Raw genomic sequence first — 22,150 nt, 5'->3', positions numbered from 1 at the left:
CGTGGCCGCGGATGTATCGCACCGCCCCGGCCATCGCCGGTGACCGGGCATCGGCCGAGGACGCGTGCCGGGCCGCCTTCGCCAAGGTCTACGCCTCCCCGGCGCCGGGTGTCCGCCGCCGAGCAGCCCGATGCCTACGTACGGCGGATGGTGGTCAACGAGGTGTTGAGCACGCGCCGCGCTGCCCCGTGGCGACGCGAGCGACCACGCGCGGACGTGGGCGAGCCACCACCCCTGCCGTCGGCCGAGCACGGACTGGTGGAACGCGACGCCCTCTGGTCGGCCGTCGTCGCGCTGCCCCCACGGCAGCGAGCGGTGATCGTGCTGCGCTACTACGAAGACCTCAGCGAGCAGCAGATCGCCGACGCGCTCGAGTGCTCGCGCGGGACCGTGAAGTCCCGGGCCGCCGCCGCCGCCTCGCCAACCTGCGCCGCTCCACCGGTGCGGCCCTTCCCGAAGGGGACCTGTCATGACTGCCGACCTGCGCGACGCGCTGTCCGACCACCTCGACCACGTCGTGGCGCCTGCGGGCGACCTCGGCACCGTGATGCGGAACGGCCGGCGGATCCGCACGCGTCGTCGCGTGGCGGTGGCCGGCGCCCTCGCCGTCGTGCTGGTCGCCGGCGGTGCCGCGGTGACACAGCTGGCGGGCTCGCCGGAGGCGGGCTCGGAGGACGGGCAGGTGGCCACCGACCCGACGTCGACCAAGGGGCTGCGCGCCTACGCCGATCCCGGACGCATCCTGCACTTCGGTGGTCGCAGCGTCGATGCCAGTGACCTCGAGTGGCTCGACACGGACGCGGCGGCCACCTCCAACGGTGTCGTCTTCTTCGACGCCGGTCGGCCCATGCTGCTCGGTCTAGACGGCACCACGAAGGCGCTCTTCGACGGTGACGTCGATGACCGGGAAGACTTCCATCCCACCGCCAAGGCAGACCCGACGAGCTCGCAGGTCGCCGTCGCTGTCTGGGCCGGGGAATGCCGCGGCTGCTCGTGGTGGACACCAAGAGGGGGAGACGCCGTTCAACCCGGCATGCGGGGGGTGTGGGTCCTTGGTGATCGAGGCCTTCGACGACGGGGTCGTCTTCGTGCGGATGGACAACCGCATCATGGCCTACGAGATGAGAGGCACCTCCGTCGAGCTCGCGGGGCCGAAGACGCGCATCGCCGACGTCCGCAACGGCGTCGTGCTCTACGACGGGGAGCCGCCCTCGAAGGAGCCGCGCGTCGGCGATCGCACCTACCGCTTCGTGCGCGGTGCCATCGACTCCCAGCTCACCCACGACGGGGAGCACGTCCCGGCCCGGTCGAGCACGCTGGCTCCGACCTTCGACGCTGCGCCCCTCCAGCTGTCGGTGACCGAGCAGGACGGCGCGACGCACTGGACCATCGACACCGACGGCTCGATCCCGGTGGCGTCGAGCGGTGGGCCGGGCGCGCAGTTCGACGACTGCGACGCGGTCACCGGAGCATGCGAACGCATCGGCGAGCTGGAGATGACCGGCGGCGACCCGATGTTCCTCGGCAACGACATGTAGGCACCTCACGGCTAGGGTCCTGCGACGTGAGCCTGCTTCTCCAGACCCCCGTCGCCGTGCTGTCCCGCCTGCACCGCACCCTGCGCCCAAGCGCACCGAGCCCGTTGCTGGGCGCCACGGTCCTGATCACCGGCGCCTCGTCGGGCATCGGCGAGCACACGGCGTACGCCGCAGCGAGCCGCGGCGCCCACGTGCTCCTCGTCGCTCGACGGGCCGACGAGCTGGCCCGCGTGCAGGCCGAGATCGTGGCTCGCGGCGGTCGCGCTTCGACGTACACGCTCGACCTGACGGACGGGGAAGCCGTCGACGCGCTCGTGTCGGAGCTGCTCACGCGCCACGGGGCGGTGGACTACCTCGTCAACAATGCCGGCCGCTCGATCCGCCGCTCCCTCGAGCTCAGCCACGACCGCTTCCACGACTTCGAGCGGATGATGGCGGTGAACTTCTTCGGGCCCGTGCGGCTGACGATGGGTCTGCTGCCGGCGATGCGCGCGCAGAAGTTCGGGCACGTGGTCAACATCGTCACCCGGGGCAACCAGATCAAGGCGCCGAAGTTCTCCGCCTACATCGCCTCCAAGACCGCCCTCGACGTGTGGGGCCGGATCATGGGCCGCGAGGCGTTCTTCGACAACGTCACCTGCACGAACGTGCGCGTCGCGCTGGTCGCCACCGACATGATCGGCCCGACAGAGGCCTACTCCGACAGTCGGGCCGAGAGCCCCGAGCACTGCGCCGAGCGCATCGTTCGCGCGCTCGAGGACCGTCCGATCACGGTCAACGGCATCGTGGGCACGGTGACCGAGGTCTTCAACCTCGTGTCCCCGCGGCTGGCCGACTTCGTCTTCGCCGAGATGTCTCGCCGCGTGCCCGACTCTGCCGCCGCTCGTGGTGAGGTCGTGGTGGCGCCGGTCGAGACGGCCACGCACAACGGCTCGGGCGACTAGCTCGCCTTCTTCGCCGCGGCCTTCTTGGCGGGTGCCTTCTTCGCTGCCTTCTTGGCCTGAGTCTTCTTCGCAGCGGTCTTCTTCGCCGCGGGTGCCTCGTCTTCCGCCTCGGTTGCGGAGGACGGCGCCTCGCCGCGTGCCGACTTCGCCGCCGCAACCGACTTCTGCAGCGCGGCGAGCAGGTCGACGACCTCGCCGGAGGACTTGGTCGAGGTGGCGGTCTTCTTGACCTCGCCGCCCTCGATCTTGGTCTTCACCAGCGACTCGACGGCACCGGCATAGTCGTCCTCGAACTCGCTCGCGTCGGAAGTCGCCGGCCGGGGTCTCGACGAGCATGTTGGCCATCTTGACCTCGGAGTCCTTCACCTCGCCGGGCTCGATGTTGAAGTCGGGCTGGCGGACCTCGTCAGGCCACATCATCGTCTGGAGCACGATCACGTCCCCGCCGTCAGTTGGGCGCACCCGCAGCACCGCGACCGACGTGCGCTGGCGCAGCGCGACCGTCACGACCGCCATCCGGTCGGCGTCCTTGAGCGCCCGGCGGAGCAGGGCATAGGGCTTGGCGCCGGACTTCTCGGGCTCGAGGTAGTAGGACTTCTCGAACATCATCGGGTCGATCTGGTCGCTCGGCACGAACTTCTCGACGGCGATCTCGCGCGACGACGTGGACGGCAGCTCGGCCGGGTCGTCGTCGGTGAGGATGACCATCTCGCCGTCCTCGGTCTCGTAGCCCTTGGCGATGTCGGAGTAGGGCACCTCCTCGCCGTCGATCGAGCAGACGCGTTGGTACTTGATGCGCCCACCGTCCTTGGCATGGACCTGACGGAACGAGACGTCGTGGGACTCGGTGGCCGAGTAGAGCTTCACCGGCACGTTGACGAGGCCGAAGGAGACTGAGCCCTTCCAGATCGCGCGCATGCTCAAACCGTAGACCAGAACACGTTCCTGTAGGAGCCTGAGCCTGTGACCGACTCCGAACCCCGCCCGCTCACCCTGCCGGACCTGCTCGAGGCGATGGCCGACGCCGTCGGCGAGCGCACCTTCGTCGAGACCATCGACGAGACCTACACCTACGCCCGGGTCGACGAGCGCGCCAACCGGCTCGCCAACCACCTGCTCGCGCACGGGATCGGACGCGGGGACCATGTCGCCGTACACGCGCACAACCGGATCGAGTGGATCGACGCCTTCTTCGGCACGCTCAAGATCGGCGCGGTGCCGATCAACATCAACTACAAGTACCTTCACGGCGAGCTCGCCCACCTCTACGACAACGCCGACTGCGTCGCCGCGGTGATCGCACCGGAGTACGTCGACATCGCCGGCGACCTGTTGACGCCGCTGAAGCACGTCCCGGTCATGGATGGTTCTGTACGGCGACGCGATGACCGCCGCAGGGGGCCAGCGCCCGCAGGTCGACCGAGAGGACGACGACCACTACGTCATCTACACCGGCGGCACCACCGGGTCACCCAAGGGCGTGGTCTGGCGGCAGGCAGACCTGATCCGGGCCGCCCTCAACGCCGCGCTACGGCGCACCGATCGAGTCGGTGGAGGCGCTCGCGACCGAGGCGGCCGCCGTCGAGAACCCGATGGTGCTGATGGCCTGCGGCCCGCTCATGCACGGCGGCAGCCAGTGGATCATGGGCAACGCGCTCGTCGCCGGGCAGTCGATCGCCTACTACACCGACCCCAACTTCGACGCCGAGCGCGTCCTCGACCTCGCCGCCAAGTCCCGCACCGTCTCGCTGGCCATGCTCGGCGACGCGATGGCCCGCCCGATCGCCGAGGCGGTCCTGAAGGAGCCCGAGCGCTGGGACCTCAGCGGGCTAGCGGCGATCTCCAACGGAGCGGCGCCGCTGTCCCTCGGCGTGCGCGAGGAGATCCGGGCCGCCTTCCCCGGCAAGTTCATCCTCGACTCGTACGGCGCCTCGGAGTCCGGCGCCACCGGCTCGTCGTTCGACACGGGTGAAGGAGACGGGTCCGCGCGCTTCGGGGTGACCGACGAGGTGCAGGTCTTCGCGCCCGACATGAAGCCGGCCGCTGTGGGGGAGCGCGGCATGCTCAGGCGCTCCGGGCCGATCCCGATCGGCTACTACAAGGACGAGAAGAAGACGGCCGCCACCTTCAAGGAGGTCGACGGTGTCCGGTGGGTCATCCCCGGCGACTTCGCCCGGCGCGAGGAGGACGGCACCGTCACGGTGCTCGGTCGTGGCTCGGTGTGCATCAACACGGGCGGCGAGAAGGTGCACCCGGAGGAGGTCGAGGCGGTGCTGCTGCGTCACGACGGAGTCTTCGACGCGGTCGTCGTCGGCACCCCGCACGAGCGCTGGGGTCAGCAGGTCACCGCGCTGGTGCAGCGGCGCGACGGCTCCGACCTGACCGAGAGCCAGCTGATCGAGCACGCGCACACGCTCATTGCCAACTACAAGGCACCCAAGCAGGTGTTCTTCGTCGACGCCGTTCCGCGCACGCCCGTCAGCAAGGTCGACTACCCGGCCGCGACGAAGCAGGCGCTCGAGCTGGTCGGCGACTGACAGACTGGCGCCATGCGTCCGATGCTCGCCACCAAGGGCACCCACGTCCCGGTCGGCCCGGAGTGGGCGCACGAGGTGAAGTGGGACGGCGTGCGGATCCTCGGCGACGTCGTCGAGGGCAAGGATGGTCGTGCACGGCTCTTCACCCGCAACGGCAACGACGCCTCCCTCGCGTGGCCGGAGATCCACACCAGCCCGCTCGGCGACCGCGACGTCCTCGTCGACGGCGAGATCATCGGGCTCAACGACGAAGGCCTGCCCGACTTCGGCGTGCTCCGAGAGCGGATGCACGTGCGCTCCGCGCAGACCGCCGCACGGCTGGCCGAGAGGATCCCGGCGACCTACATGGTCTTCGACCTGATGCGGCTCGACGGCGAGGACCTCACGGCCCTGCCCCGGGAGCGAGCGCCGCGCGCGGTTGGAGGGACTCGGGCTCGACGGCTCGTGGCAGGTCCCTGCGGCGTACGACGACGGTGCGATGCTCTTCGACGCGACGCTGCAGCAGGGTCTCGAGGGGATCGTCAGCAAGAAGCGGTCCTCGCGCTACACGCTCGATGCGCGCAGCCCGCACTGGGTGAAGCTGGCGCACCGTCACCGCTACTCCTACGTGATCGCCGGCTGGCGCCCCCGGGAGGGCACGACCGACCGCCCGGCCTCCGTGCTCGTCGGCGAGCCCACGGCCGACGGCCTGATGTATCGCGGCCGCGTGGGCAGCGGCATCGGCGGGGCCGCGACGAAGCTGCTGTCCGAGCTGGTCAAGCCGTTGGCGGTGTCCGAGTCGCCGTTCGCCGACGAGGTGCCCGCGATCGACGCGAAGGGCACCCACTGGGTGGAGCCGCGCGTCGTGATCGACGTCGACACCCTCAGCCGCAGCCCGGTCAAGCGCCTGCGCCAGCCGTCCTACCGCGGCGTCCGCTCCGACATCGGCCCCGAGGACCTTCTCTCGTGAACGACATCCACGTCGACGTCGACGGCCGCACGCTCAAGATCAGCAACCTCGACAAGGTGCTCTATCCACGCACGGGCACCACCAAGGGCGAGGTGCTCAACTACTACGCCAGCATCTCCGGCGTCCTGCTGCCGCACCTCAAGGATCGCGCCGTCACCCGGATCCGCTGGCCGCACGGCGTCCGGGACAAGAGCTTCTTCGAGAAGAACGCGCCGGCCGGCACCCCGTCCCGGGTGCGTACGGCGACGGTCCCCACCACCGGGAGTCGCGCGAGCTCGGACAGCGACACCTTGAGGTTCCCGATCTGCGACGACCTCGCGACCCTCACGTGGCTGGTCAACCTCGCCGCGCTCGAGCTGCACGTCCACCAGTGGCAGGTCACCAAGGCGGGCAAGCCGCGCAAGCCCGACCGTCTCGTCATCGACCTCGACCCGGGGGAGCCCGCCGGCCTGCACGAGTGCTGCCGGGTGGCGCTCAAGGTGCGCGACGCCCTCGCCGAGCGCGACCTGACCTGCACCGCCGTCACCAGCGGCAGCAAGGGCCTCCACCTGTACGCCGCCCTGCCCCCCACTGGCCGGCAGAGCCTCGACAGCGACGGCACCACCGCGCTGGCCAAGGAGGTAGCCGAGGCACTCCAGAAGTCAGACCCGGCACTGATCACCGCGACGATGACGAAGGCGAAGCGACCCGGCAAGGTGTTCCTCGACTGGTCGCAGAACTCCGGTTCGAAGACCACCATCTCGCCGTACTCCCTGCGCGGTCGCGAGCGGCCCACCGTGGCCACGCCCGTCACCCGGGACGAGGTGGAGCTGGGCGCCGAGGACCCGCTGGGGCTCGAGCAGTTCCGCTTCGAGGAGGTCCTCGAGCGCGTGCAGGACCACGGCGACCTCTTCGAGGCCTGAGCCACCCGTCGGGACGGGCTCCGGCGTTCCCGCTCCGGGAGGCCGAATCCACCTTATGCTCGCCCCTATGGCGCAGGTGCTGGTCGTCGAGGACGAAGAAGACATCGCATTTCCTCTTGTTCGCACGCTCGAACGAGAGGGATACGACGTCACCCGGATCGACTCCGGACGCAAGGCCCTCGAGCACCTGATGCTCGAGTCGCCCGACATCTTGATCCTCGACCTCGGCCTGCCCGACATGGACGGCCTCGACGTGTGCAGGGCGGCCCGGGAGTCAGGATTCGAGGGCGGCATCATGATCGTCACCGCCCGCGGTGGCGAGCTCGACCGCGTCGTCGGCCTCGACTTCGGCGCCGACGACTACCTCGCCAAGCCCTTCGGGCTGGCCGAGCTCCGAGCCCGGGTTCGCGCACTGCTGCGCCGCAGCCAGTCGAGCCGGGGCGACGGTGGCGCGACTGCGACGGAGACCGTGACCGGCCTGCGGATCGACGTCGACGCCCGACGCGTCACCATCGACCCGAGTCGAGGTGGCCCTGACGGCCAAGGAGTTCGACGTACTCGCCCTGCTGGCCGCGAGCCGCGACAAGGTCGTCTCGCGCGAGCAGCTGATGAGCGAGGTGTGGGACGAGAACTGGTTCGGCTCGACCAAGACGCTCGACGTGACCATCGGTCGGTTGCGCAACAAGCTCGATGAGGCCGGGGCGCACGATCGCGTCGTGGCGATTCGCGGAGTGGGATTCCGGCTCGAGAGCGAGCACTGACGTGCGGGGAAGGCTGACCCCGGCCTTCGCCTGCTTCGTCCCGGTGATGACGTCCATCGGCGGCGGCGTCCGCGTCCACGCCCCGGCCGATGTCGCCCGCATGCACGAGCTCGACCGGCTCACCACCAGCGCAGACCTGATCGGCACCTTCATCGAGCACCTCGCTGCCCGGGGAGAGCTCGTCACCGCCGACCGGTTGTCCGCCTTCGTGCCCGCCGAGACCGAGCTGACCGTGACACGGGAGGGATCGGCCACCGTCACCGCCACGGGGACAGGCTTCGACGCCGCGGACGCAGACCGGCCGACGCGCGTCGAGGAGACGGCCGGAGACACGACGGTCACGCTGGTCCGGGACGCCAGCGTCGTGGCCGACGCGACCCGGGAGCAGCAGCTTCCGCTCTTCTTCCTGCTCGCCGCGCTGGTCCTCTTCGCCGGCCCGGGTCGGCTTTGTCGTGGCGTCGGCGCTGGCGCGGCCCTTCAACCGGCTTGCGGAGTCGGCCGCCTCTTTGGGACGCGGTCGCTTCGACTTCGAGCCACCGCGGTCGAGGATCCCCGAGGTCAGGTCGATCGCGACGTCGATGGCGACCAGCGCCCGACAGCTCGAGGAGAGCCTGCAACGCGATCGCGAGTTCTTCCACCACGCATCGCACGTGCTCCGCACGCCGCTGACCGGCCTGCGTCTCGAGCTCGAGGAGCTGTCCGAGCGCCCCGACCTCAATGACGACGTACGCCGATCCGCCGCCCGGTCCCCGGCCGACGCCGAGCGCCTCGAGACCACCGTCAGCCAGCTGCTCGGAGTTCGCCCGCGCGCGCAGCCTCGGTGGCCGGGGCGGAGGTCAGCCTGCTGACGCTCGGCTCCGACGTGGCGCAGCGCTGGCGCGACCGGCTGCCGGAGTCACGCGAGGTCCGCGCGTACGTCGATGGCGGACCCGACTTCACGCTGACCCCCGGACCCGTGGAGCAGCTGCTCGACAGCGTCCTGCGCGACGTCTCCGAGCGCGGGACCGGCGCGGTCACGCTGCGCTTCGCGGGCGAGGAGGAGCACGTCAAGGTCACCGTCCGCAGCGGCCCCGCTCGCCGTGGTGCGGCGCAGCGACCGAGTGTCCGGGTGGCGCACACCCCGGCCGAGGTGCTCGGTGGTCGCTGCACCGGCGATGCGACCTCGGGCGAGCTGGAGATCCTGCTGCCCCGACGCTGAACACGTGTCAAGTTTTTACCGGCTCGTGGAACCGACGTGGTCCGTTCGTGGTCGGCTGTTCAGTAAGTTCGGGCCATGCCCTCGCTCGTCTCCGGGGAGCGTGACCAACCAGCCGCGACACCCCCCGAGTCAGTGCCCGGAGGTCTGCTCGCGCCGTCGATCCCTTCGTCGTCGACGCTGGGCACGGCGCGTGGTTGCCGGGCTGGGGGCTTTCACCGCCCCGGCCTTCGTGCTGCCGCCGGCGGTCGGACTGTCGAGACACACCGTCACCGACGACGCGATGAGCGGCACGATGGAGCGCGGGTCCGTGGTGTTCGCGAAGTCGCAGCCGGTGGGTGATCTCGAGGTGGGCGACATCATCACCTACCGCGTGCCGACCGACCCGCGGCAAGATCTCGTCACGCGACGCATCGTCGACATCAGGTCGGGGTTGATCTGGACCAGCCGGGACAGCACGGGCGAGATCGATCCGTGGACCCTGTCCTTCGACCAGCAGACCCGGGACCGTGCGGTCGTCGACATCCCCTACGCCGGCTACGTCTACGACGCGGTCTCGCGGTCTGTGAAGAAGGCCCGGAACCTCCTCCCGAACTGAGATTCGCGCCGCCGCGCCCCGAGTGCCGAAGGTAAAGGTTCTCCACAGGCTGATTCGACCCTGTGGTGGTCTGGTCCACCCTCGTTTAGCCTTTGGCGCGTAGCACCATCTCGGGACGGGGGACTACTCATGACGCTGACGCGTCCGGACACGCATGCCGATCTCATCGAAGAGCTCGATGCGCGCGTGCGCGAACAGGTGCGCACGGAAGGTGTCGACCCCCAGCGGGACGCGCCGATCGTGCGCCGCATTGCCGAGGACGTCGTACGCCGACATGACGAGCGGAGCCTGACCGGGGCCGTCGTCCCGGTGGCCGATCCCGGTGCTGTGGTCGGTGAGCTGATCGCCCGGGTGTCCGGATTCGGACCGCTCCAGCCGTTCCTCGACGACCCCGAGGTCGAGGAGGTCTGGATCAACGACCCGAGCCGGGTCTTCATCGCTCGGCGCGGACGCCACGAGCTCACCAACCTGATGCTGTCCTCGGCCCGGGTGCACGAGCTGATCGAGCGGATGCTCAAGTCGAGCGGTCGTCGCATCGACATCTCCCAGCCCTTCGTCGACGCCATGCTGCCCGAGGGCCACCGGCTGCACGTGGTGCTCGAGGGGATCAGCCGCGGCTTCTCCGCCGTCAACATCCGCAAGTTCGTCGTCCGGGCCCGACGACTCGACGACCTCGTCGAGCTCGGCAGCATGTCGGCCCGGGCAGCGACCTTCCTCGACGCCGCGATCCGCGCGGGACTCAACATCCCGGTCGCGGGCGGCACCCGGGCCGGCAAGACGACCTTCCTGAACTGCCCGGCCTCCTCGATCCCCGGCGGTGACCGCGTGGTGTCCGCGGAAGAAGTCTTCGAGCTCCAGTTCAACCACCCCGACTGGGTGCCCATGCAGACGCGCCGGGCCGGTCTCGAGGGGACCGGTGAGATCCAGCTCCGCGACCCGGTCAAGGAAGCGCTGCGCATGCGCCCGAGCCGGGTCATCGTCGGCGAGGTCCGCGCCGAGGAGTGCCTCGACCTGCTGCTCGCGCTCAACGCCGGGCTGCCGGGCATGTGCACGCTGCACGCCAACAGCGCCCGCGAGGCGCTGGTCAAGATGTGCACGCTCCCGCTGCTGGCCGGGGAGAACATCTCGGCCCGCTTCGTGGTGCCGACCGTCGCGAGCTCGGTCGACCTCGTCGTGCACCCGGGCATCGACGCGCAGGGTGTGCGCCGCGTCAACGAGATCGTCTCGGTGCCGGGCCGGGTGGAGAACGACATCATCGAGGTCGAGCCGCTCTTCGAGCGGGTCGGGGGCGAGCTGCGCCGCAGCGCCGGCATGCCCGCTCGGTTGGAGCGGTTCGAACGCATCGGCATCGACCTGCACCGCATCCTCAACGAGGCCACCTGATGGGAGCGCTCGTCGGGCTGGGCGTCGGACTGGGGCTGCTGCTGATCTGGTCGGCCTTCTTCCTCCCTCGCACTCCCGGGGCACCGAAGCCCGGCGGCGGTCGCGGGCGACAGCTGCTGGCCGGGGCCGGGCTCGGGGACGTGTCGGTCGCGAGCCTCACCGCGTTGTGCCCGGTCTTCGCGGTGGTCGCGTTCGTGGTCATCCGGGCCGTCTCGCGCACGGTGCCGGTGGCGATCGCCTTCTCACTGATGGCCGGCTACACGCCGATCGCCGTGGTCAAGCAGCGCGCGGCCAAGCGGCAGCGCGAGTTCGCCGAGGTGTGGCCCGATGCTGTCGACAACCTCGCCAGCGCCGTACGCGCCGGGCTGTCGTTGCCCGACGCCCTCGCCGCTCTCGGCACCAACGGGCCCGAGGCCCTGCGTGACTCCTTCGACCAGTTCGCCCTCGACTACCGGGTCACGGGCCGCTTCCACGAGTCGCTCGACCGGCTCAAGGTCCGCCCGGCCGATCCCGTCGGGGATCGCGTCGTCGAGGGACTGCGGATCGCGCGCGAGGTCGGCGGCGGCGAGCTTGGACGCCTCCTGCGCAACCTCTCGGGCTACCTCCGCGACGAGGCCCGCACCCGTTCGGAGATGGAGTCCCGGCAGGCCCGGACCGTCAACGGCGCGCGCCCGGCCGTCGCCGCACCGTGGGCCGTGCTGTTGCTGATGTCGTTCCAGTCGGGCTCGGTCACGGCCTACTCATCGGGCGCCGGCGTCGTGGTGCTGTCGATCGGCGCCGTCCTGTGCCCGGGGTGCCTACCGCTTGATGATGCGCATCGGCCGGCTGCCCGTCGAGCGGCGGATCCCGGCATGAGCGCCACATTGTGGGGCGCCATCCTCGGAGCGGCCGCGGCCGCCGGGGTGTTGCTCATCGCGGCCCGGATCCCGGTCATCCGCCGCCCGCAGCTCGCGCTGCGCGTGCTGCCCTACGTCCGCGATCTCCCCCGGGTCGGCCGCACCCCGAGCCTCAAGGTCACCTCGTCGTCCCCGACGGTGGCGGCGGCCGGCATCTTCGGGCCCTTCCTCCGCTCGGCCGCCGACCCGGTCGAGAAGGTGCTGGGCGGCTCGACCTCGGTGCGTCGCCGCCCGGAGCGCGCCGCGATCGACAAGACGGTGCACGAGTTCCGGATCGAACAGGTGCTGTGGGGACTCGCGTGCTTCGGCCCGGTCGCCGGCTACTCCTTGCTCAAGGCGCTGTCCGGGGCCGTCGCGCCGATCAGCGCCCTCCTGCTGTGCTGCCCGGGATTCGTGTTCGGGGTGATGGCCCGCGACAACCGGCTCAGCACCCGGGCGACCAACCGCGAGCGCCAGATCATCAACGAGTTCCCCACGGTCGCCGAGCTGCTCGCCCCGGCCGTCGCCGCCGGCGAGGGCCCGGTCGCTGCGCTCGATCGCGTCGTACGGCGAAGTGGCGGCGAGCTCTCCGCCGACCTCGCGCGCGTGCTGGCCGAGATCCGCACCGGCACTCCTGTCGCGGCCGCCTTCGACCGCCTCGCCGCAACGACCGGGCTGCCCCTTGTCGCCCGGTTCGCGACCGGCATCTCGGTTGCCATCGAGCGCGGCACACCGCTCGCCGACGTGCTGCACGCGCAGGCAGCCGACGTGCGCGAGGCCGGACGCCGCAACCTGATCGAGACCGCCGCCCGCAAGGAGGTCCTGATGATGGCACCGGTCGTCTTCCCCGGTCCTCCCCGTGACGGTGCTCTTCGCGTTCTTCCCGGGGGCCATCGGCCTCAGCCTCGGTGGTGCCGTGAGCACGCCCGGTCCACACCCACAGCTCTGCACGTCCGAACGAACCGAACGGGGAACACCATGAAGGCAACAACGCTCGACCAGCTGCTGCGCTGCTACCTCGCGATGACCGCACCGCGTCGCCGTGACGAACGCGGCGACGTGCCCGGGTGGGTGATGGTGACGGTCATGACCGTGGGCCCGGCGATCGCCATCTTCAGCTTTGCCGACGAGCCGATGAAGGACCTCCCTGGATCGGGCTTTCAACGCCGTCAGACCCGGCGAGCAGCAGTAGGCACCGTCGTGCGTCGAAGGTCCGAGCGCGGCAGCGCGGTGGTCGACTTCGTGATGATCCTGTTCATCCTGCTGCCGATGTTCGCCGGGCTGCTCCAGCTCTCGCTCGTGCTGCACGTGCGCAACACCCTCTCGTCCGCCGCGGCGGAGGGGGCGCGCCGTGCTGCCGTGGTCGGCGCGACCCCGGAGGACGGCACCGCCAAGACGGTCGAGATGATCCGCGGCACCCTCAACGAGAAGTACGCCAAGGACGTCGTAATCCGCGAGATCGAGATCGCCGAAGCGCCCGCCTACGAGGTCGTGATCACCGCTCAAGTTCCTGCGCTCGGCCCGGGTGGCCCGGCCATAGAGCTGCGAGCCACCGGCAACGCGATCATCGAGTCGCCATGAGCGGGCGCCGGGGGAGCGGGGGAGTGCGCTGGTCGAGTTCTGCTGGGTCGGGCTGATCCTCTTCATCCCGATCACGTGGATCGTGCTGACGGTCTTCGAGGTGCAGCAGGGTGCCTTCGCCCTCAACGGCGCCGCCCGCGGCGGCCCGCGCCTACGCCCTCGCGCCCGACGACGCCACGGGCCACGCGCGGGCCGAGGCGGTGGTCAAGCAGACCCTCATCGACCGGGGCGGCGAGGGTCAGGTCGGCAAGGTGGAGGTCACGTGCAAGCCGTTCCCCGACAACTGTCACGCAGGCACGTCGCTGATCACCATCAGCATCGAGTCCGGCGTCGCCCTGCCCTTCCTCCCGGCGATGATCGACGAGGGTCGGCGCTCCTTCAAGCTCGACGTGCAGCACACCGTGCCGATCGGTCAGTTCGTCGCCGTACCCACCACAGACAAGGCGGAGGACGAGTGAGGCGCGACGAGCGGGGGCTCGACCATCCCGCTGATCATGGGCCCGGCCACCGTCCTGCTGATGGGCATCGCGCTCGTCATCAACGCGTCCTCGGCCTACCTCCAACGACAAAGTCTCGACACGCTCGCCGACGGGGCCGCGTTGCGCGGCGCAGACCTCGGCGCTGCCGGGGTGTACGGCGAAGGGCTGAGCGTCGATCGATTGCTGCAGGAGAAGGGCGCGGTCGAGAAGGTCGTGGTCGCCTACCTCCAGTCGGTCGGGGCGGACAAGACCTACCCGGGCCTCGACGTCGACGCGCGTGAACTTCGCGGACCGATCGGTCACGGTGACCCTGAGCGCGCCCGTCGACCTGCCGCTCCGCATCCCCGGCAGCCCGTCGAAGCCCGTCGTCGGTGCCAGCAGCACGGCCGCGGTGACGATCCGGGGCAACTGATCGGCAACTAATCGGCGTACGGATGCATCCCCCTTGCACAAGGCCCAGCAGGGCAACACTGACAGGGGGATCCCATGAACCGATTCATCACCGCCGGCGCCGGTCTCGCGCTGATCGCCACCCCGCTCGTTGCCACCTCGGCCACGGCGAGCGACACCACCGCAGAGCGCAAGGTGGCCTACTCCGTGAGCGCCAAGATCAACAAGGCGACCGCGATCGCCAAGGAGGACACGGTCAAGATCCGCGGCCGGGTCACCCCCAAGGCCGCCGGTGACAAGGTGGTGCTCCAGCAGCGCATGGAGGGCAAGAAGACCTGGTCCGTCTCGGGCAAGTCGAAGATCAAGGCCAACGGCACCTACCTGCTCAAGGACGAGCCGTCCGCCGCGGGCACCCGCTTCTACCGCGTGCTGAAGCCGGCCGCGGGCTCGGTGAAGAAGGGCGTGAGCCGGGAGCTCGAGCTCGTCGTCTACGGCTGGGAGAAGCTCGGCTACCGCTCGCGCGGCCCGGCGACCAACGTGTTCGTCACCAACGCGGTCATCGCGACCGAGAACTACGCAGCCAGCATCGTGACGGACAAGACCGGGACGCCGGCCTCGGTCGAGTACACGCTGGGCAAGAAGTGCCTCAAGCTGCGCGCCAGCTACGCCCTCACCGACGACTCCGCCAGCGACAGCACCGGCACCGCGGCCCTCAAGGTCGACGGCCGGGTCGCCTTCGCGTCCCCACTGGTGATCGGCCAGCTCATCGAGGACCACGAGGTCAACATCACCGACGCGTTCCGCATCAGCTACGAGCTCAACGCCACGGCCACCACGGTCGACAAGATCTCCAAGGTCGCCGTGGCCACCCCCGAGGTGCTCTGCACGAAGTAGTCCGAACTCGCTCCCCCTTCCCAGCTGGGAGCGTAGAAGTCGGGCCCGCACCGCCCGACAGATCCGTCCGGAGTCAGCCGACGCGTCGGTTGGCTCCGGGCGGTTCGCCACTCCACCCATGGCCCCGTACTGTTGCCCCTTGTGGCAGGCACCGACTTCGACCAAGAGATCAAGCAGCTCCGGGCGACCATGAGCACCATCGGCCGGGTCCTCGACCCGGGCAAGATGCGCGAGGATATCGCCGACCTCGGCGACCGTGTCGCCGCGCCCGATCTCTGGGACGACGTGGACAACGCGACGCGCATCACCGGCCGGCTGTCCGCCATCCGGGGCGAGCTCGACAAGTTCACCGGCCTCGAGGGCCGCATCGAGGACCTCGCCCTGATGGTCGAGATGGCCCGGGAGGAGGGTGACACCGCCACCCTCGAGGACTCCCAGCAGGAGCTCGACCGGATCAAGAAGTCCGTCGAGTCCCTCGAGATCCGCACCCTGCTCAACGGTGAGTACGACGCCCGCGAGGCGCTCATCAGCATCCGCTCCGGCGCCGGTGGCGTCGACGCGGCCGACTTCGCCGAGCAGCTGATGCGGATGTACATCCGCTGGGCCGAGCAGCACAAATATCCTGTCGAGGTCTACGAGACGTCCTACGCCGAGGAAGCCGGCCTCAAGTCCGCGACCTTCGCCATCCACGCGCCCTATGCCTACGGCACGCTCTCCGTCGAGGCCGGCACCCACCGCCTCGTGCGGATCAGCCCCTTCGACAACCGGGGCCGCCGCCAGACGTCCTTCGCGGCCGTCGAGGTCGTGCCGGTGCTCGAGCAGACCGACGAGATCGAGATCAACGACGACGACATCAAGGTCGACGTCTACCGCTCGGGTGGCCCCGGCGGCCAGTCGGTCAACACGACCGACTCCGCGGTCCGGCTGACACACCTGCCCACCGGCACCGTGGTGCAGTGCCAGAACGAGAAGAGCCAGCTCCAGAACAAGGCCAGCGCGATGGTGGTGCTCAAGGCCAAGCTGCTCGCGCTCAAGAAGGCCGAGGAGAAGGCCCACCTCGATGGCATGCGCGGCGACGTCCGGGCCAGCTGGGGCGACCAGATGCGCAACTACGTGCTGAACCCCTACCAGATCGTCAAGGACCTGCGGACCGGCTACGAGAGCGGCAACCCCACCTCGGTCTTCGACGGCGACCTCGACGGCTTCATCGAGGCCGGCATCCGCTGGCGCCGCGGCACCGACAAGGCCGACGCCACCTGAGTCGACCCTGACGTCATGGGGAGTGACTGTTCGAACAACCAGTCCTCATGACGTACGGCGCAGGCCGGGACGCCTCAGGCGCTCCGCAGGGCTTCGAGTACGGCGACGCACCACTCGCCGAGCGCGCGGACTCCGCCGGCTCGGTGGCGGACGTGCTCGATGACGCACCGCGGTCGACCTCGCAGCCGATCCGGGCGTCCCCGACCGAGCCGTAGAACCCGGTCAGCGTCGCGCCGGTGTTGAGGCCGCAGCGCTGCGCGACGCCCGGGTCGCCTAGGGCGGGGGCGTCCTCGAGCTCCTCGCACTTCATGCCCACGATCTCGCCGGCGAAGTCGTTCGCCCGCTCCCGGGTGATCGGGGGAGCGAAGACCCGTGCCCGGGCCGTGACCGACGGGGTCGTCCGAGAGCACCCGAACTCGTTGCTGATGTCGCGGCTGCCGGGCAGTCGGCGACCGGGCGCCCGGGACGCCGTCTCCGTCGCCTCGGCCCCGAGCAGGGTCGTGGTGGCGGGTTGCGCCACCCGCGAGCAGAACTCGCCCCGGACCAGCGTGAGGCTTTCGGTGTCGTAGTCGGCCAACGGAGTCGATGAAGCCGTGGGCTCCGCGTCCGGCTGCTCCGGAGGCGAGTCGCCCGAGCAGCCGACCAGCGCCGGGGAGCGTCCCCACGGTCGCGACGAGCGCCGTGGCGCAGCGACGCCGGCGCTGCGGCGTACGGGATGAGGCGAGCACGTGGCAACAGTAGGCACTCCGGGGGTCGGGGATGTCCGGATCGGCTGGGTCCACCGCGTAGCCTCGGGGCCGTGATTCGCTTCGAGAAGGTCTCCAAGACCTACCCCGGCCACGCCCATGCGGCCCTCGACCGGGTGTCGGTGGACGTCGACAAGGGCGAGTTCGTCTTCCCGGTCGGCTCGTCCGGATCCGGCAAGTCGACCTTCCTGCGGCTGGTGCTGCGGGAATACCGCCCCACGTCCGGTCGCGTCTACGTCGCCGGCAAGGAGCTCAACCGGCTGGCGAGCTGGAAGGTGCCGCGCCTGCGCCGCGAGATCGGCACGGTCTTCCGGGACTTCCGCCTCCTCGGCAACAAGACGGTCTCGGAGAACGTCGCCTTCGCGCTGCAGGTGATCGGCAAGTCGCGCGGCGACATCGCCAAGCTGGTGCCCGAGACCCTCGAGATGGTCGGCCTCACCGGCAAGGGCGACCGGCTGCCCGACGAGCTCTCCGGTGGCGAGCAGCAGCGCGTCGCGATCGCCCGCGCCTTCGTCAACCGGCCCCAGATCCTGATCGCCGACGAGCCCACCGGCAACCTCGACCCGACGACGTCGGTCGGGATCATGAAGCTCCTCGACCGGATCAACCGCACGGGCACGACCGTCGTGATGGCCACCCACGACGCCGGCATCGTCGACCAGATGCGCAAGCGGGTCATCGAGCTCGAGCACGGCCGCGTGGTGCGCGACCGGGCGCAGGGCGTCTACGGCACCTCCAACTGACCCCCGAACCGACAGGACTGACACAGATCCATGCAGCTTCGCTACGTCTTCTCCGAGCTCGGCCGGGGCCTTCGGCGCAACCTCTCGATGCACCTCGCGGTGGTCCTGACGCTCTTCGTCTCGCTGACCCCGGTGGGCCTCGGCGCCCTCTTCTACATGCAGGCCGGCAAGGCCGCCGACCACTGGGGCAGCCAGCTCCAGATCCGGGTCTCGCTCTGCACCGCCGACGACGGCAACGCCGCGTGCGTCGGTGAGGTCACCGGACGCGCAGCGCGACGCCGTCACCGCCGTCCTCGACGAGAACCCCGAGGCGGCGGGCTGGGACCCGGAGACCAAGGAGGAGGCCTTCGAGAAGGTCAAGGAGCTCTACGGCGAGGAGAAGTTCGAGGGCGAGAACGCCGTCCTGACGGTCGACGACATGCCCCAGTCGCTGTGGGTCGAGCTCAAGGACCCGGAGGAGTACCGGGGGCGTGGTCAGTGCCGTCAGCGGGCTCGACGGCGTGTCCGGCGTGCGCGACATGCGCAAGTACATCGAGCCGATCATCGGGGTCATCACCGGCCTCCTCGGCCTCTCGCTGGGCACCGCGCTCTTCCTGATCGTCGCGGCGCTGCTGCTGGTCGCCAACACGATCCGGCTCGCGGCGTTCGCGCGCCGCAGGGAGATCGGCATCATGCGCCTCGTGGGTGCCTCGACTCTCTACATCGCCCTGCCGTTCCTGCTCGAGGCCTTCGTGACCGCCTTCCTCGGCGTGCTCCTCGCCACCGGCGCGCTGGCGGCGTTCGTGTACTTCGGCATCGAGAAGCGCGGTCAGGACACCTTGCAGTTCATCCCGTGGATCGGGTTCGAGCAGTTTGCCGTCGCCGTCGGCATCGTCGCCGTCCTCGGCCCGCTGCTCACCGTGCTTCCGACACTCGTGCTGACACGCAAATACCTCAAAGTGTGATCTCGGCGGGTTACCTTCGACGCGTTCCCTTCCCCGAACACACGTAAGGCTTCCCGGTGCGATCCTTCCCCCGTACCGCCCGCAGCCGCATGGCCGCAGCGACAGCTGCCGCTGCCATCGCGCTGGGCACCCTGTCCGTCCCTGCCGCGACTGCCGACGACCTCAAGGACCGCCAGAAGCAGGTCGAGAAGAAGATCGATCGCGCTCACGACCACGTCGAGGAGTCGAGCAAGCAGCTGCACAGGGCCGCGGAGCGGCTCTCGGCGGCCGAGCACCAGCTCTCCGATGCGCGTACGGCGCTCGCGACCGCCCGAGGCAAGCTCGCCGTCGCGCAGGAGCGCGACGCGGCCGCGGCCGTCGAGCTCGCCGCCGCCGAGGAGAGGCTGGCCACCGCCGAGGCAGAGCTCGCGGCGGGGGAGGCCGACGTGGCCGCCCAGCGCGACGTCGTCGGCGACACGATCATGCGGCTCTACTCCGAGGGTGACCCCGACCTGATGGCGTTCGCGTCGTTGATGGAGTCGGAGACCGCTCAGGACCTGAGCCGGCGCGCCGAGGTCAGCCAGACGATGGTCGACAAGCAGTCCCGTGACTACGACCGGCTCCGGGCGGCCGAGGTGCTGCTCGAGGTCCACAAGAACCGGGTCACCGTGGCGCGCGACGCCGTCCGAGTCCAGCGCGACCCGGGCCGCTGCCAACCTCGCCGAGACCCGGGAGCTGGAGGCCGAGGCCGAGAGCGCCAAGGCGTCCGTGGTCGCGCTCGTCGGTGAGCGCGCGTCCGCACGTTCCGAGGCGGCGCGCATCCGCGCCCGCGACGTACGAAAGCTCAAGCAGGCGCAGCGGGAGAAGGAGCGGATCGAGGAGCGGCTGCGCAAGATCGCGGCCCGTGCCCTCGCGCGTGCCCGCGCCCGAGCCGCCGCGAGCGGTCGCGTCGGTCCCACCAACGGGCTCCTGCAGATGCCCGTGGGCGGTGGCATCACCTCTCCCTTCGGCTATCGCACGCACCCGATCTTCGGCTACTGGGGACTGCACGACGGCACCGACTTCGGTGGCGGCTGCGGCCAGCCGATCGTCGCGGCCGAGTCGGGCAACGTGATCTCGTCCTACTACAGCTCCGTCTACGGCAACCGGCTGATCGTCAACCACGGCGTGCTCGCGGGCGCCGGTGTCGCGACGATCTACAACCACGCGTCGTCCTACACCGTCAGCACCGGCACGCACGTCCAGCGCGGCGAGGTGATCGGGTATGTCGGTGACACCGGTTGGTCCACCGCCTGCCACCTGCACTTCACGGTGATGGCCAACGGCAAGGCCGTGAACCCCGCCAACTACTTCTGATCCAGCTGCGCCGATGCGAACCGGGTTGCGGCCTCTGAGAAGATGACCGGATGGCCGCCAAGGAGAAGGATCAGCGCAACCGGCTGATCGCGCAGAACAAGAAGGCCCGCCACGACTTCCACATCGAGGACACCTACGAGGCCGGGATGGTCCTGCAGGGCACCGAGGTGAAGTCGCTGCGTGAGGGGCGGGCCAGCCCCGGTCGACGGGTTCATCGACATCGACGGCGGCGAGGTGTGGCTGCACAACGTCCACATCCCCGAATACCTCCGGGGCTCGTGGACCAACCACTCCGCCAAGCGCAAGCGCAAGCTGCTCCTGAACCGCTCCGAGATCCACAAGATCGAGCGCAAGATCGGCGACAAGGGCTACACCATCGTCCCGCTCTCCCTCTACTTCAAGGACGGCCGCGCCAAGATCGAGATCGCGCTGGCCAAGGGCAAGAAGGAGTACGACAAGCGGCACTCCCTCGCCGAGCGCCGGGCCAACCGGGAGAAGGAACAGGCCGTCCAACGTCGGCTCAAGGGCATCACCGACTGATGCAGGACCCCGACGCCCGGGCCGTACGCGAGTGGTGGGGCCGGCTCGCGCTGCCCGGGCTCATCGACATCCACACGCACTTCCTGCCGCCGCAGGTGATGGCCAAGGTGCGCGCCCAGTTCGACACCGCCGGGCCGCTCATCGGCCGCCCCCGGCCGCTGTACTACCGCGACGCGGACGACGCGCTCGTCGAGACCCTGCGCTCCTTCGGGATCGAGCGGTTCACGGCGCTGTCCTACGCCCACCGCCCCGACATGGCCGACTGGCTCAACGACTGGGCCGCCGACTTCGCGGCTCGCGTCCCCGAGTCGCTGGTGTGCGGCACCTTCTTCCCAGAGCACTCGGCAGCGGCGTACGTCGAGGCGCGGCTCGACGCCGTCGAGGTGTTCAAGATCCACGTGCAGGTCGGGAGCTTCTCGGTGCTCGACCCCTTGCTCGACAAGACGTGGGGACTCATCGCCGAGGCCGGGACCCCAGTGGTGCTGCACGCCGGGAGCGGACCGGTGCCGACGGCCTACACCGGACCCGGGCCGGTCGCCGAGCTGCTCGCGCGGCACCCGCGCCTGCGGCTGGTGATCGCGCACATGGGCGCGCCGGAGTATGCCGAGTTCCTCGAGCTGGCCGAGACCTACGAGCGGGTCCACCTCGACACGACGATGGCCTTCACGGACTTCTTCTCCGAGATGGGCGGCGTCTTCCCCGTGGACCTACTGCCGCGGCTGGCGGAGCTGGGGCTCGGCGGGAAGGTGCTGCTGGGCTCGGACTTCCCGAACATCCCCTACCCCTACCTGCACCAGCTCGAGTCGCTCGAGCGCCTCGGTCTCGGCGACGACTGGCTGCGGGCCGTGTGCCACGACAACGCCGCGGCGTTGCTCAGAGCGCCGCTCTGACGTCGGTGTGCCGGAAGTCGTCGCCCTTGAACAGCAATGGCTCTCCGCTGTCGATGGCCAGCGCATAGGCGAAGCAGTCGCCGAAGTTGAGCCCGGCGGCGGATCCAGATCCGCGCCCGTAGCGTTGGTGGGCCGATCGTGCGATCCGACCGTGCGCGGCCGAGACCGGGACCAGCTCGATCCGGAGCAGCTCGACGAGTCGGTCGAGTCGAGCCGCTTCGCCGGGCGACCGGGAGTCCGAGGACCGGGCAGCACTCGAGCCACGTGGCAACCGACATGCGGCACTCCGCACGGAGACTGACAGCGAGGAAGTCGTCACGTTCTGGCTCGTTGCCCGGGATGGCGACCAGACAGGACGCGTCCGGGATCACCGGGGAGGCCGGTCGTCGGGTCGTAGAGATCCTCACGAGTCTTGATCGCACGCTCAGGATCGACCGGTGCTGCGTCGGCGTCACGGAGCACCGCGCGGATCTGCTCCTCGCGCCGGGCGATGTCGACCCGGTGCCGGTCGGCGTGCTGTTCAAGGAACTGCTCCGGGGCCTCCTCGATCGCGCTCACCCGGGACTTGCCCGTCACCTCCGCGGCGCGCCGAGCGAGCGTCAGGACGCGTTCGTTCTTGATGTTGATGGCCATGGGTACCTCCGTCACCATCAGGGTACCTTCCGG

At 70.0% G+C, this 22,150-nt stretch carries 26 protein-coding genes and 7 pseudogenes; 28 read left to right on the top strand and 5 right to left on the bottom strand.

The features are described from left to right. Window positions 1–108 precede the first annotated feature (108 nt). The 3 genes from LP418_RS04325 to LP418_RS04315 all read left to right on the top strand — a co-directional run bounded on the left by LP418_RS04325 (window position 109) and on the right by LP418_RS04315 (window position 2,482). Window positions 109–777: a sigma-70 family RNA polymerase sigma factor gene (locus tag LP418_RS04325; protein WP_257955356.1), complete on the top strand. Its 669-nt coding sequence runs from the start codon at window positions 109–111 to the stop codon at window positions 775–777. Between the two features lie 122 nt (window positions 778–899). Next, the gene (locus LP418_RS04320; RefSeq protein ID WP_257955355.1) at window positions 900–1,538 is read left to right on the top strand and encodes a hypothetical protein; all 639 of its coding nucleotides are present in this window, start codon (window positions 900–902) and stop codon (window positions 1,536–1,538) included. Window positions 1,539–1,564: 26 nt separating this feature from the next. After that, the gene (locus tag LP418_RS04315) at window positions 1,565–2,482 is read left to right on the top strand and encodes an SDR family NAD(P)-dependent oxidoreductase (RefSeq protein WP_257955354.1); all 918 of its coding nucleotides are present in this window, start codon (window positions 1,565–1,567) and stop codon (window positions 2,480–2,482) included. Here the strand turns inward: LP418_RS04315 and LP418_RS04310 are convergent. Together LP418_RS04310 and ku are read right to left on the bottom strand one after the other, a co-directional pair. Beyond that, window positions 2,479–2,739 carry a hypothetical protein gene (locus LP418_RS04310; protein ID WP_257955353.1) on the bottom strand — a complete coding sequence of 87 codons (261 nt, stop codon included), beginning with the start codon at window positions 2,737–2,739 and terminating at the stop codon, window positions 2,479–2,481. The two genes, LP418_RS04315 and LP418_RS04310, sit on opposite strands and share 4 nt — an antisense overlap. Before the next feature lie 94 nt (window positions 2,740–2,833). Continuing rightward, window positions 2,834–3,400, bottom strand: a pseudogene (ku, locus tag LP418_RS04305) (non-homologous end joining protein Ku); the annotation flags it as partial. 96 nt (window positions 3,401–3,496) lie between these two features. On the opposite strand from ku, the pseudogene LP418_RS32370 reads away from it, so the two are divergent. From LP418_RS32370 to prfB, 18 genes and pseudogenes are all read left to right on the top strand, one after another. Further along, window positions 3,497–3,778: pseudogene (locus tag LP418_RS32370) on the top strand (AMP-binding protein); the annotation flags it as partial. 67 nt (window positions 3,779–3,845) lie between these two features. Beyond that, window positions 3,846–3,968, top strand: a pseudogene (locus tag LP418_RS32365) (AMP-binding protein); the annotation flags it as partial. 64 nt (window positions 3,969–4,032) lie between these two features. Beyond that, window positions 4,033–5,019, top strand: coding sequence for an AMP-binding enzyme (locus LP418_RS04295; protein ID WP_257955351.1), 987 nt, complete (start codon window positions 4,033–4,035; stop codon window positions 5,017–5,019). Between the two features lie 12 nt (window positions 5,020–5,031). Further along, a pseudogene (locus LP418_RS04290) lies at window positions 5,032–5,355 on the top strand (ATP-dependent DNA ligase); the annotation flags it as partial. An 82-nt stretch (window positions 5,356–5,437) separates the two neighbouring features. Next, on the top strand, window positions 5,438–5,968 hold the full coding sequence (locus LP418_RS04285; protein ID WP_257956896.1) for an ATP dependent DNA ligase: 531 nt from the start codon (window positions 5,438–5,440) through the stop codon (window positions 5,966–5,968). Beyond that, window positions 5,965–6,870, top strand: coding sequence for a non-homologous end-joining DNA ligase (gene ligD / locus LP418_RS04280; protein ID WP_257956895.1), 906 nt, complete (start codon window positions 5,965–5,967; stop codon window positions 6,868–6,870). Before LP418_RS04285 ends, ligD begins: the two co-directional genes overlap by 4 nt. Window positions 6,871–6,925: 55 nt before the next feature. After that, window positions 6,926–7,219 (top strand): annotated as a pseudogene (locus LP418_RS32360) (response regulator); the annotation flags it as partial. 178 nt (window positions 7,220–7,397) lie between these two features. Further along, window positions 7,398–7,631 carry a winged helix-turn-helix domain-containing protein gene (locus tag LP418_RS32355; RefSeq protein ID WP_257955350.1) on the top strand — a complete coding sequence of 78 codons (234 nt, stop codon included), beginning with the start codon at window positions 7,398–7,400 and terminating at the stop codon, window positions 7,629–7,631. Window position 7,632: 1 nt separating this feature from the next. After that, on the top strand, window positions 7,633–8,352 hold the full coding sequence (locus LP418_RS04265; RefSeq protein WP_257955349.1) for a hypothetical protein: 720 nt from the start codon (window positions 7,633–7,635) through the stop codon (window positions 8,350–8,352). Then, window positions 8,282–8,479 carry a histidine kinase dimerization/phospho-acceptor domain-containing protein gene (locus LP418_RS32350; protein ID WP_442940108.1) on the top strand — a complete coding sequence of 66 codons (198 nt, stop codon included), beginning with the start codon at window positions 8,282–8,284 and terminating at the stop codon, window positions 8,477–8,479. The genes LP418_RS04265 and LP418_RS32350 overlap by 71 nt, the downstream gene beginning before the upstream one ends. Then, window positions 8,452–8,829 (top strand): hypothetical protein, encoded by a 378-nt coding sequence (locus tag LP418_RS04260; RefSeq protein ID WP_257955348.1) that lies wholly within the window; start codon window positions 8,452–8,454, stop codon window positions 8,827–8,829. The genes LP418_RS32350 and LP418_RS04260 overlap by 28 nt, the downstream gene beginning before the upstream one ends. Window positions 8,830–8,929: 100 nt before the next feature. After that, window positions 8,930–9,424: a hypothetical protein gene (locus tag LP418_RS04255; RefSeq protein ID WP_257955347.1), complete on the top strand. Its 495-nt coding sequence runs from the start codon at window positions 8,930–8,932 to the stop codon at window positions 9,422–9,424. Between the two features lie 129 nt (window positions 9,425–9,553). Beyond that, the gene (locus LP418_RS04250; protein WP_257955346.1) at window positions 9,554–10,807 is read left to right on the top strand and encodes a CpaF family protein; all 1,254 of its coding nucleotides are present in this window, start codon (window positions 9,554–9,556) and stop codon (window positions 10,805–10,807) included. Then, window positions 10,807–13,263, top strand: coding sequence for a type II secretion system F family protein (locus LP418_RS04245; protein WP_257955345.1), 2,457 nt, complete (start codon window positions 10,807–10,809; stop codon window positions 13,261–13,263). The genes LP418_RS04250 and LP418_RS04245 overlap by 1 nt, the downstream gene beginning before the upstream one ends. Window positions 13,264–13,373: 110 nt before the next feature. After that, on the top strand, window positions 13,374–13,721 hold the full coding sequence (locus LP418_RS04240) for a hypothetical protein (protein WP_257955344.1): 348 nt from the start codon (window positions 13,374–13,376) through the stop codon (window positions 13,719–13,721). A gap of 36 nt (window positions 13,722–13,757) precedes the next feature. Further along, window positions 13,758–14,165 (top strand): Tad domain-containing protein, encoded by a 408-nt coding sequence (locus tag LP418_RS04235; protein ID WP_257955343.1) that lies wholly within the window; start codon window positions 13,758–13,760, stop codon window positions 14,163–14,165. Window positions 14,166–14,228: 63 nt separating this feature from the next. Continuing rightward, complete coding sequence (locus LP418_RS04230) at window positions 14,229–15,026, top strand: hypothetical protein (RefSeq protein WP_257955342.1); 798 nt, start codon at window positions 14,229–14,231, stop codon at window positions 15,024–15,026. A 141-nt stretch (window positions 15,027–15,167) separates the two neighbouring features. Beyond that, window positions 15,168–16,286, top strand: coding sequence for a peptide chain release factor 2 (gene prfB, locus LP418_RS04225; protein WP_257955341.1), 1,119 nt, complete (start codon window positions 15,168–15,170; stop codon window positions 16,284–16,286). A gap of 13 nt (window positions 16,287–16,299) precedes the next feature. On the opposite strand, the gene LP418_RS04220 is transcribed toward prfB, so the two are convergent. Next, window positions 16,300–17,031 (bottom strand): hypothetical protein, encoded by a 732-nt coding sequence (locus LP418_RS04220; RefSeq protein ID WP_257955340.1) that lies wholly within the window; start codon window positions 17,029–17,031, stop codon window positions 16,300–16,302. Window positions 17,032–17,085: 54 nt separating this feature from the next. Here LP418_RS04220 and ftsE point away from each other — a divergent pair, with 54 nt between their 5' ends. The 7 genes and pseudogenes from ftsE to LP418_RS04185 all read left to right on the top strand — a co-directional run bounded on the left by ftsE (window position 17,086) and on the right by LP418_RS04185 (window position 21,484). Next, window positions 17,086–17,775 carry a cell division ATP-binding protein FtsE gene (gene ftsE / locus LP418_RS04215; protein WP_257955339.1) on the top strand — a complete coding sequence of 230 codons (690 nt, stop codon included), beginning with the start codon at window positions 17,086–17,088 and terminating at the stop codon, window positions 17,773–17,775. A gap of 250 nt (window positions 17,776–18,025) precedes the next feature. Beyond that, window positions 18,026–18,178 (top strand): annotated as a pseudogene (locus LP418_RS04210) (hypothetical protein); the annotation flags it as partial. 115 nt (window positions 18,179–18,293) lie between these two features. Beyond that, window positions 18,294–18,719 carry an FtsX-like permease family protein gene (locus LP418_RS04205; RefSeq protein WP_257955338.1) on the top strand — a complete coding sequence of 142 codons (426 nt, stop codon included), beginning with the start codon at window positions 18,294–18,296 and terminating at the stop codon, window positions 18,717–18,719. Between the two features lie 56 nt (window positions 18,720–18,775). Further along, entirely contained in the window at window positions 18,776–19,486 is a 711-nt protein-coding gene (locus LP418_RS04200; protein WP_257955337.1) for a hypothetical protein, read from the top strand. Next, window positions 19,467–20,054, top strand: a complete 588-nt coding sequence (locus LP418_RS04195) for a M23 family metallopeptidase (RefSeq protein ID WP_257955336.1) — start codon at window positions 19,467–19,469, stop codon at window positions 20,052–20,054. The genes LP418_RS04200 and LP418_RS04195 overlap by 20 nt, the downstream gene beginning before the upstream one ends. A gap of 50 nt (window positions 20,055–20,104) precedes the next feature. Then, window positions 20,105–20,594: pseudogene (gene smpB / locus LP418_RS04190) on the top strand (SsrA-binding protein SmpB). Then, a complete protein-coding gene (locus LP418_RS04185; RefSeq protein WP_257955335.1) occupies window positions 20,594–21,484 on the top strand; it encodes an amidohydrolase family protein in 891 nt (296 codons plus the stop codon). The pseudogene smpB and the gene LP418_RS04185 overlap by 1 nt, the downstream one beginning before the upstream one ends. Here LP418_RS04185 and LP418_RS04180 read toward each other — a convergent pair. Next, window positions 21,468–21,803 (bottom strand): type II toxin-antitoxin system VapC family toxin, encoded by a 336-nt coding sequence (locus LP418_RS04180; RefSeq protein ID WP_272496311.1) that lies wholly within the window; start codon window positions 21,801–21,803, stop codon window positions 21,468–21,470. The genes LP418_RS04185 and LP418_RS04180 overlap by 17 nt on opposite strands. Next, complete coding sequence (locus LP418_RS04175; protein WP_257955334.1) at window positions 21,800–22,117, bottom strand: type II toxin-antitoxin system VapB family antitoxin; 318 nt, start codon at window positions 22,115–22,117, stop codon at window positions 21,800–21,802. The genes LP418_RS04180 and LP418_RS04175 overlap by 4 nt, the downstream gene beginning before the upstream one ends. Window positions 22,118–22,150: the final 33 nt, after the last annotated feature.

Source organism: Nocardioides sp. B-3 (genome assembly GCF_024703895.1).
Classification (GTDB): Bacteria; Actinomycetota; Actinomycetes; order Propionibacteriales; family Nocardioidaceae; genus Nocardioides.
The sequence above is the reverse complement of the archived record's forward strand: the minus strand, read 5'-3'. Positions and strand labels throughout refer to the sequence as shown.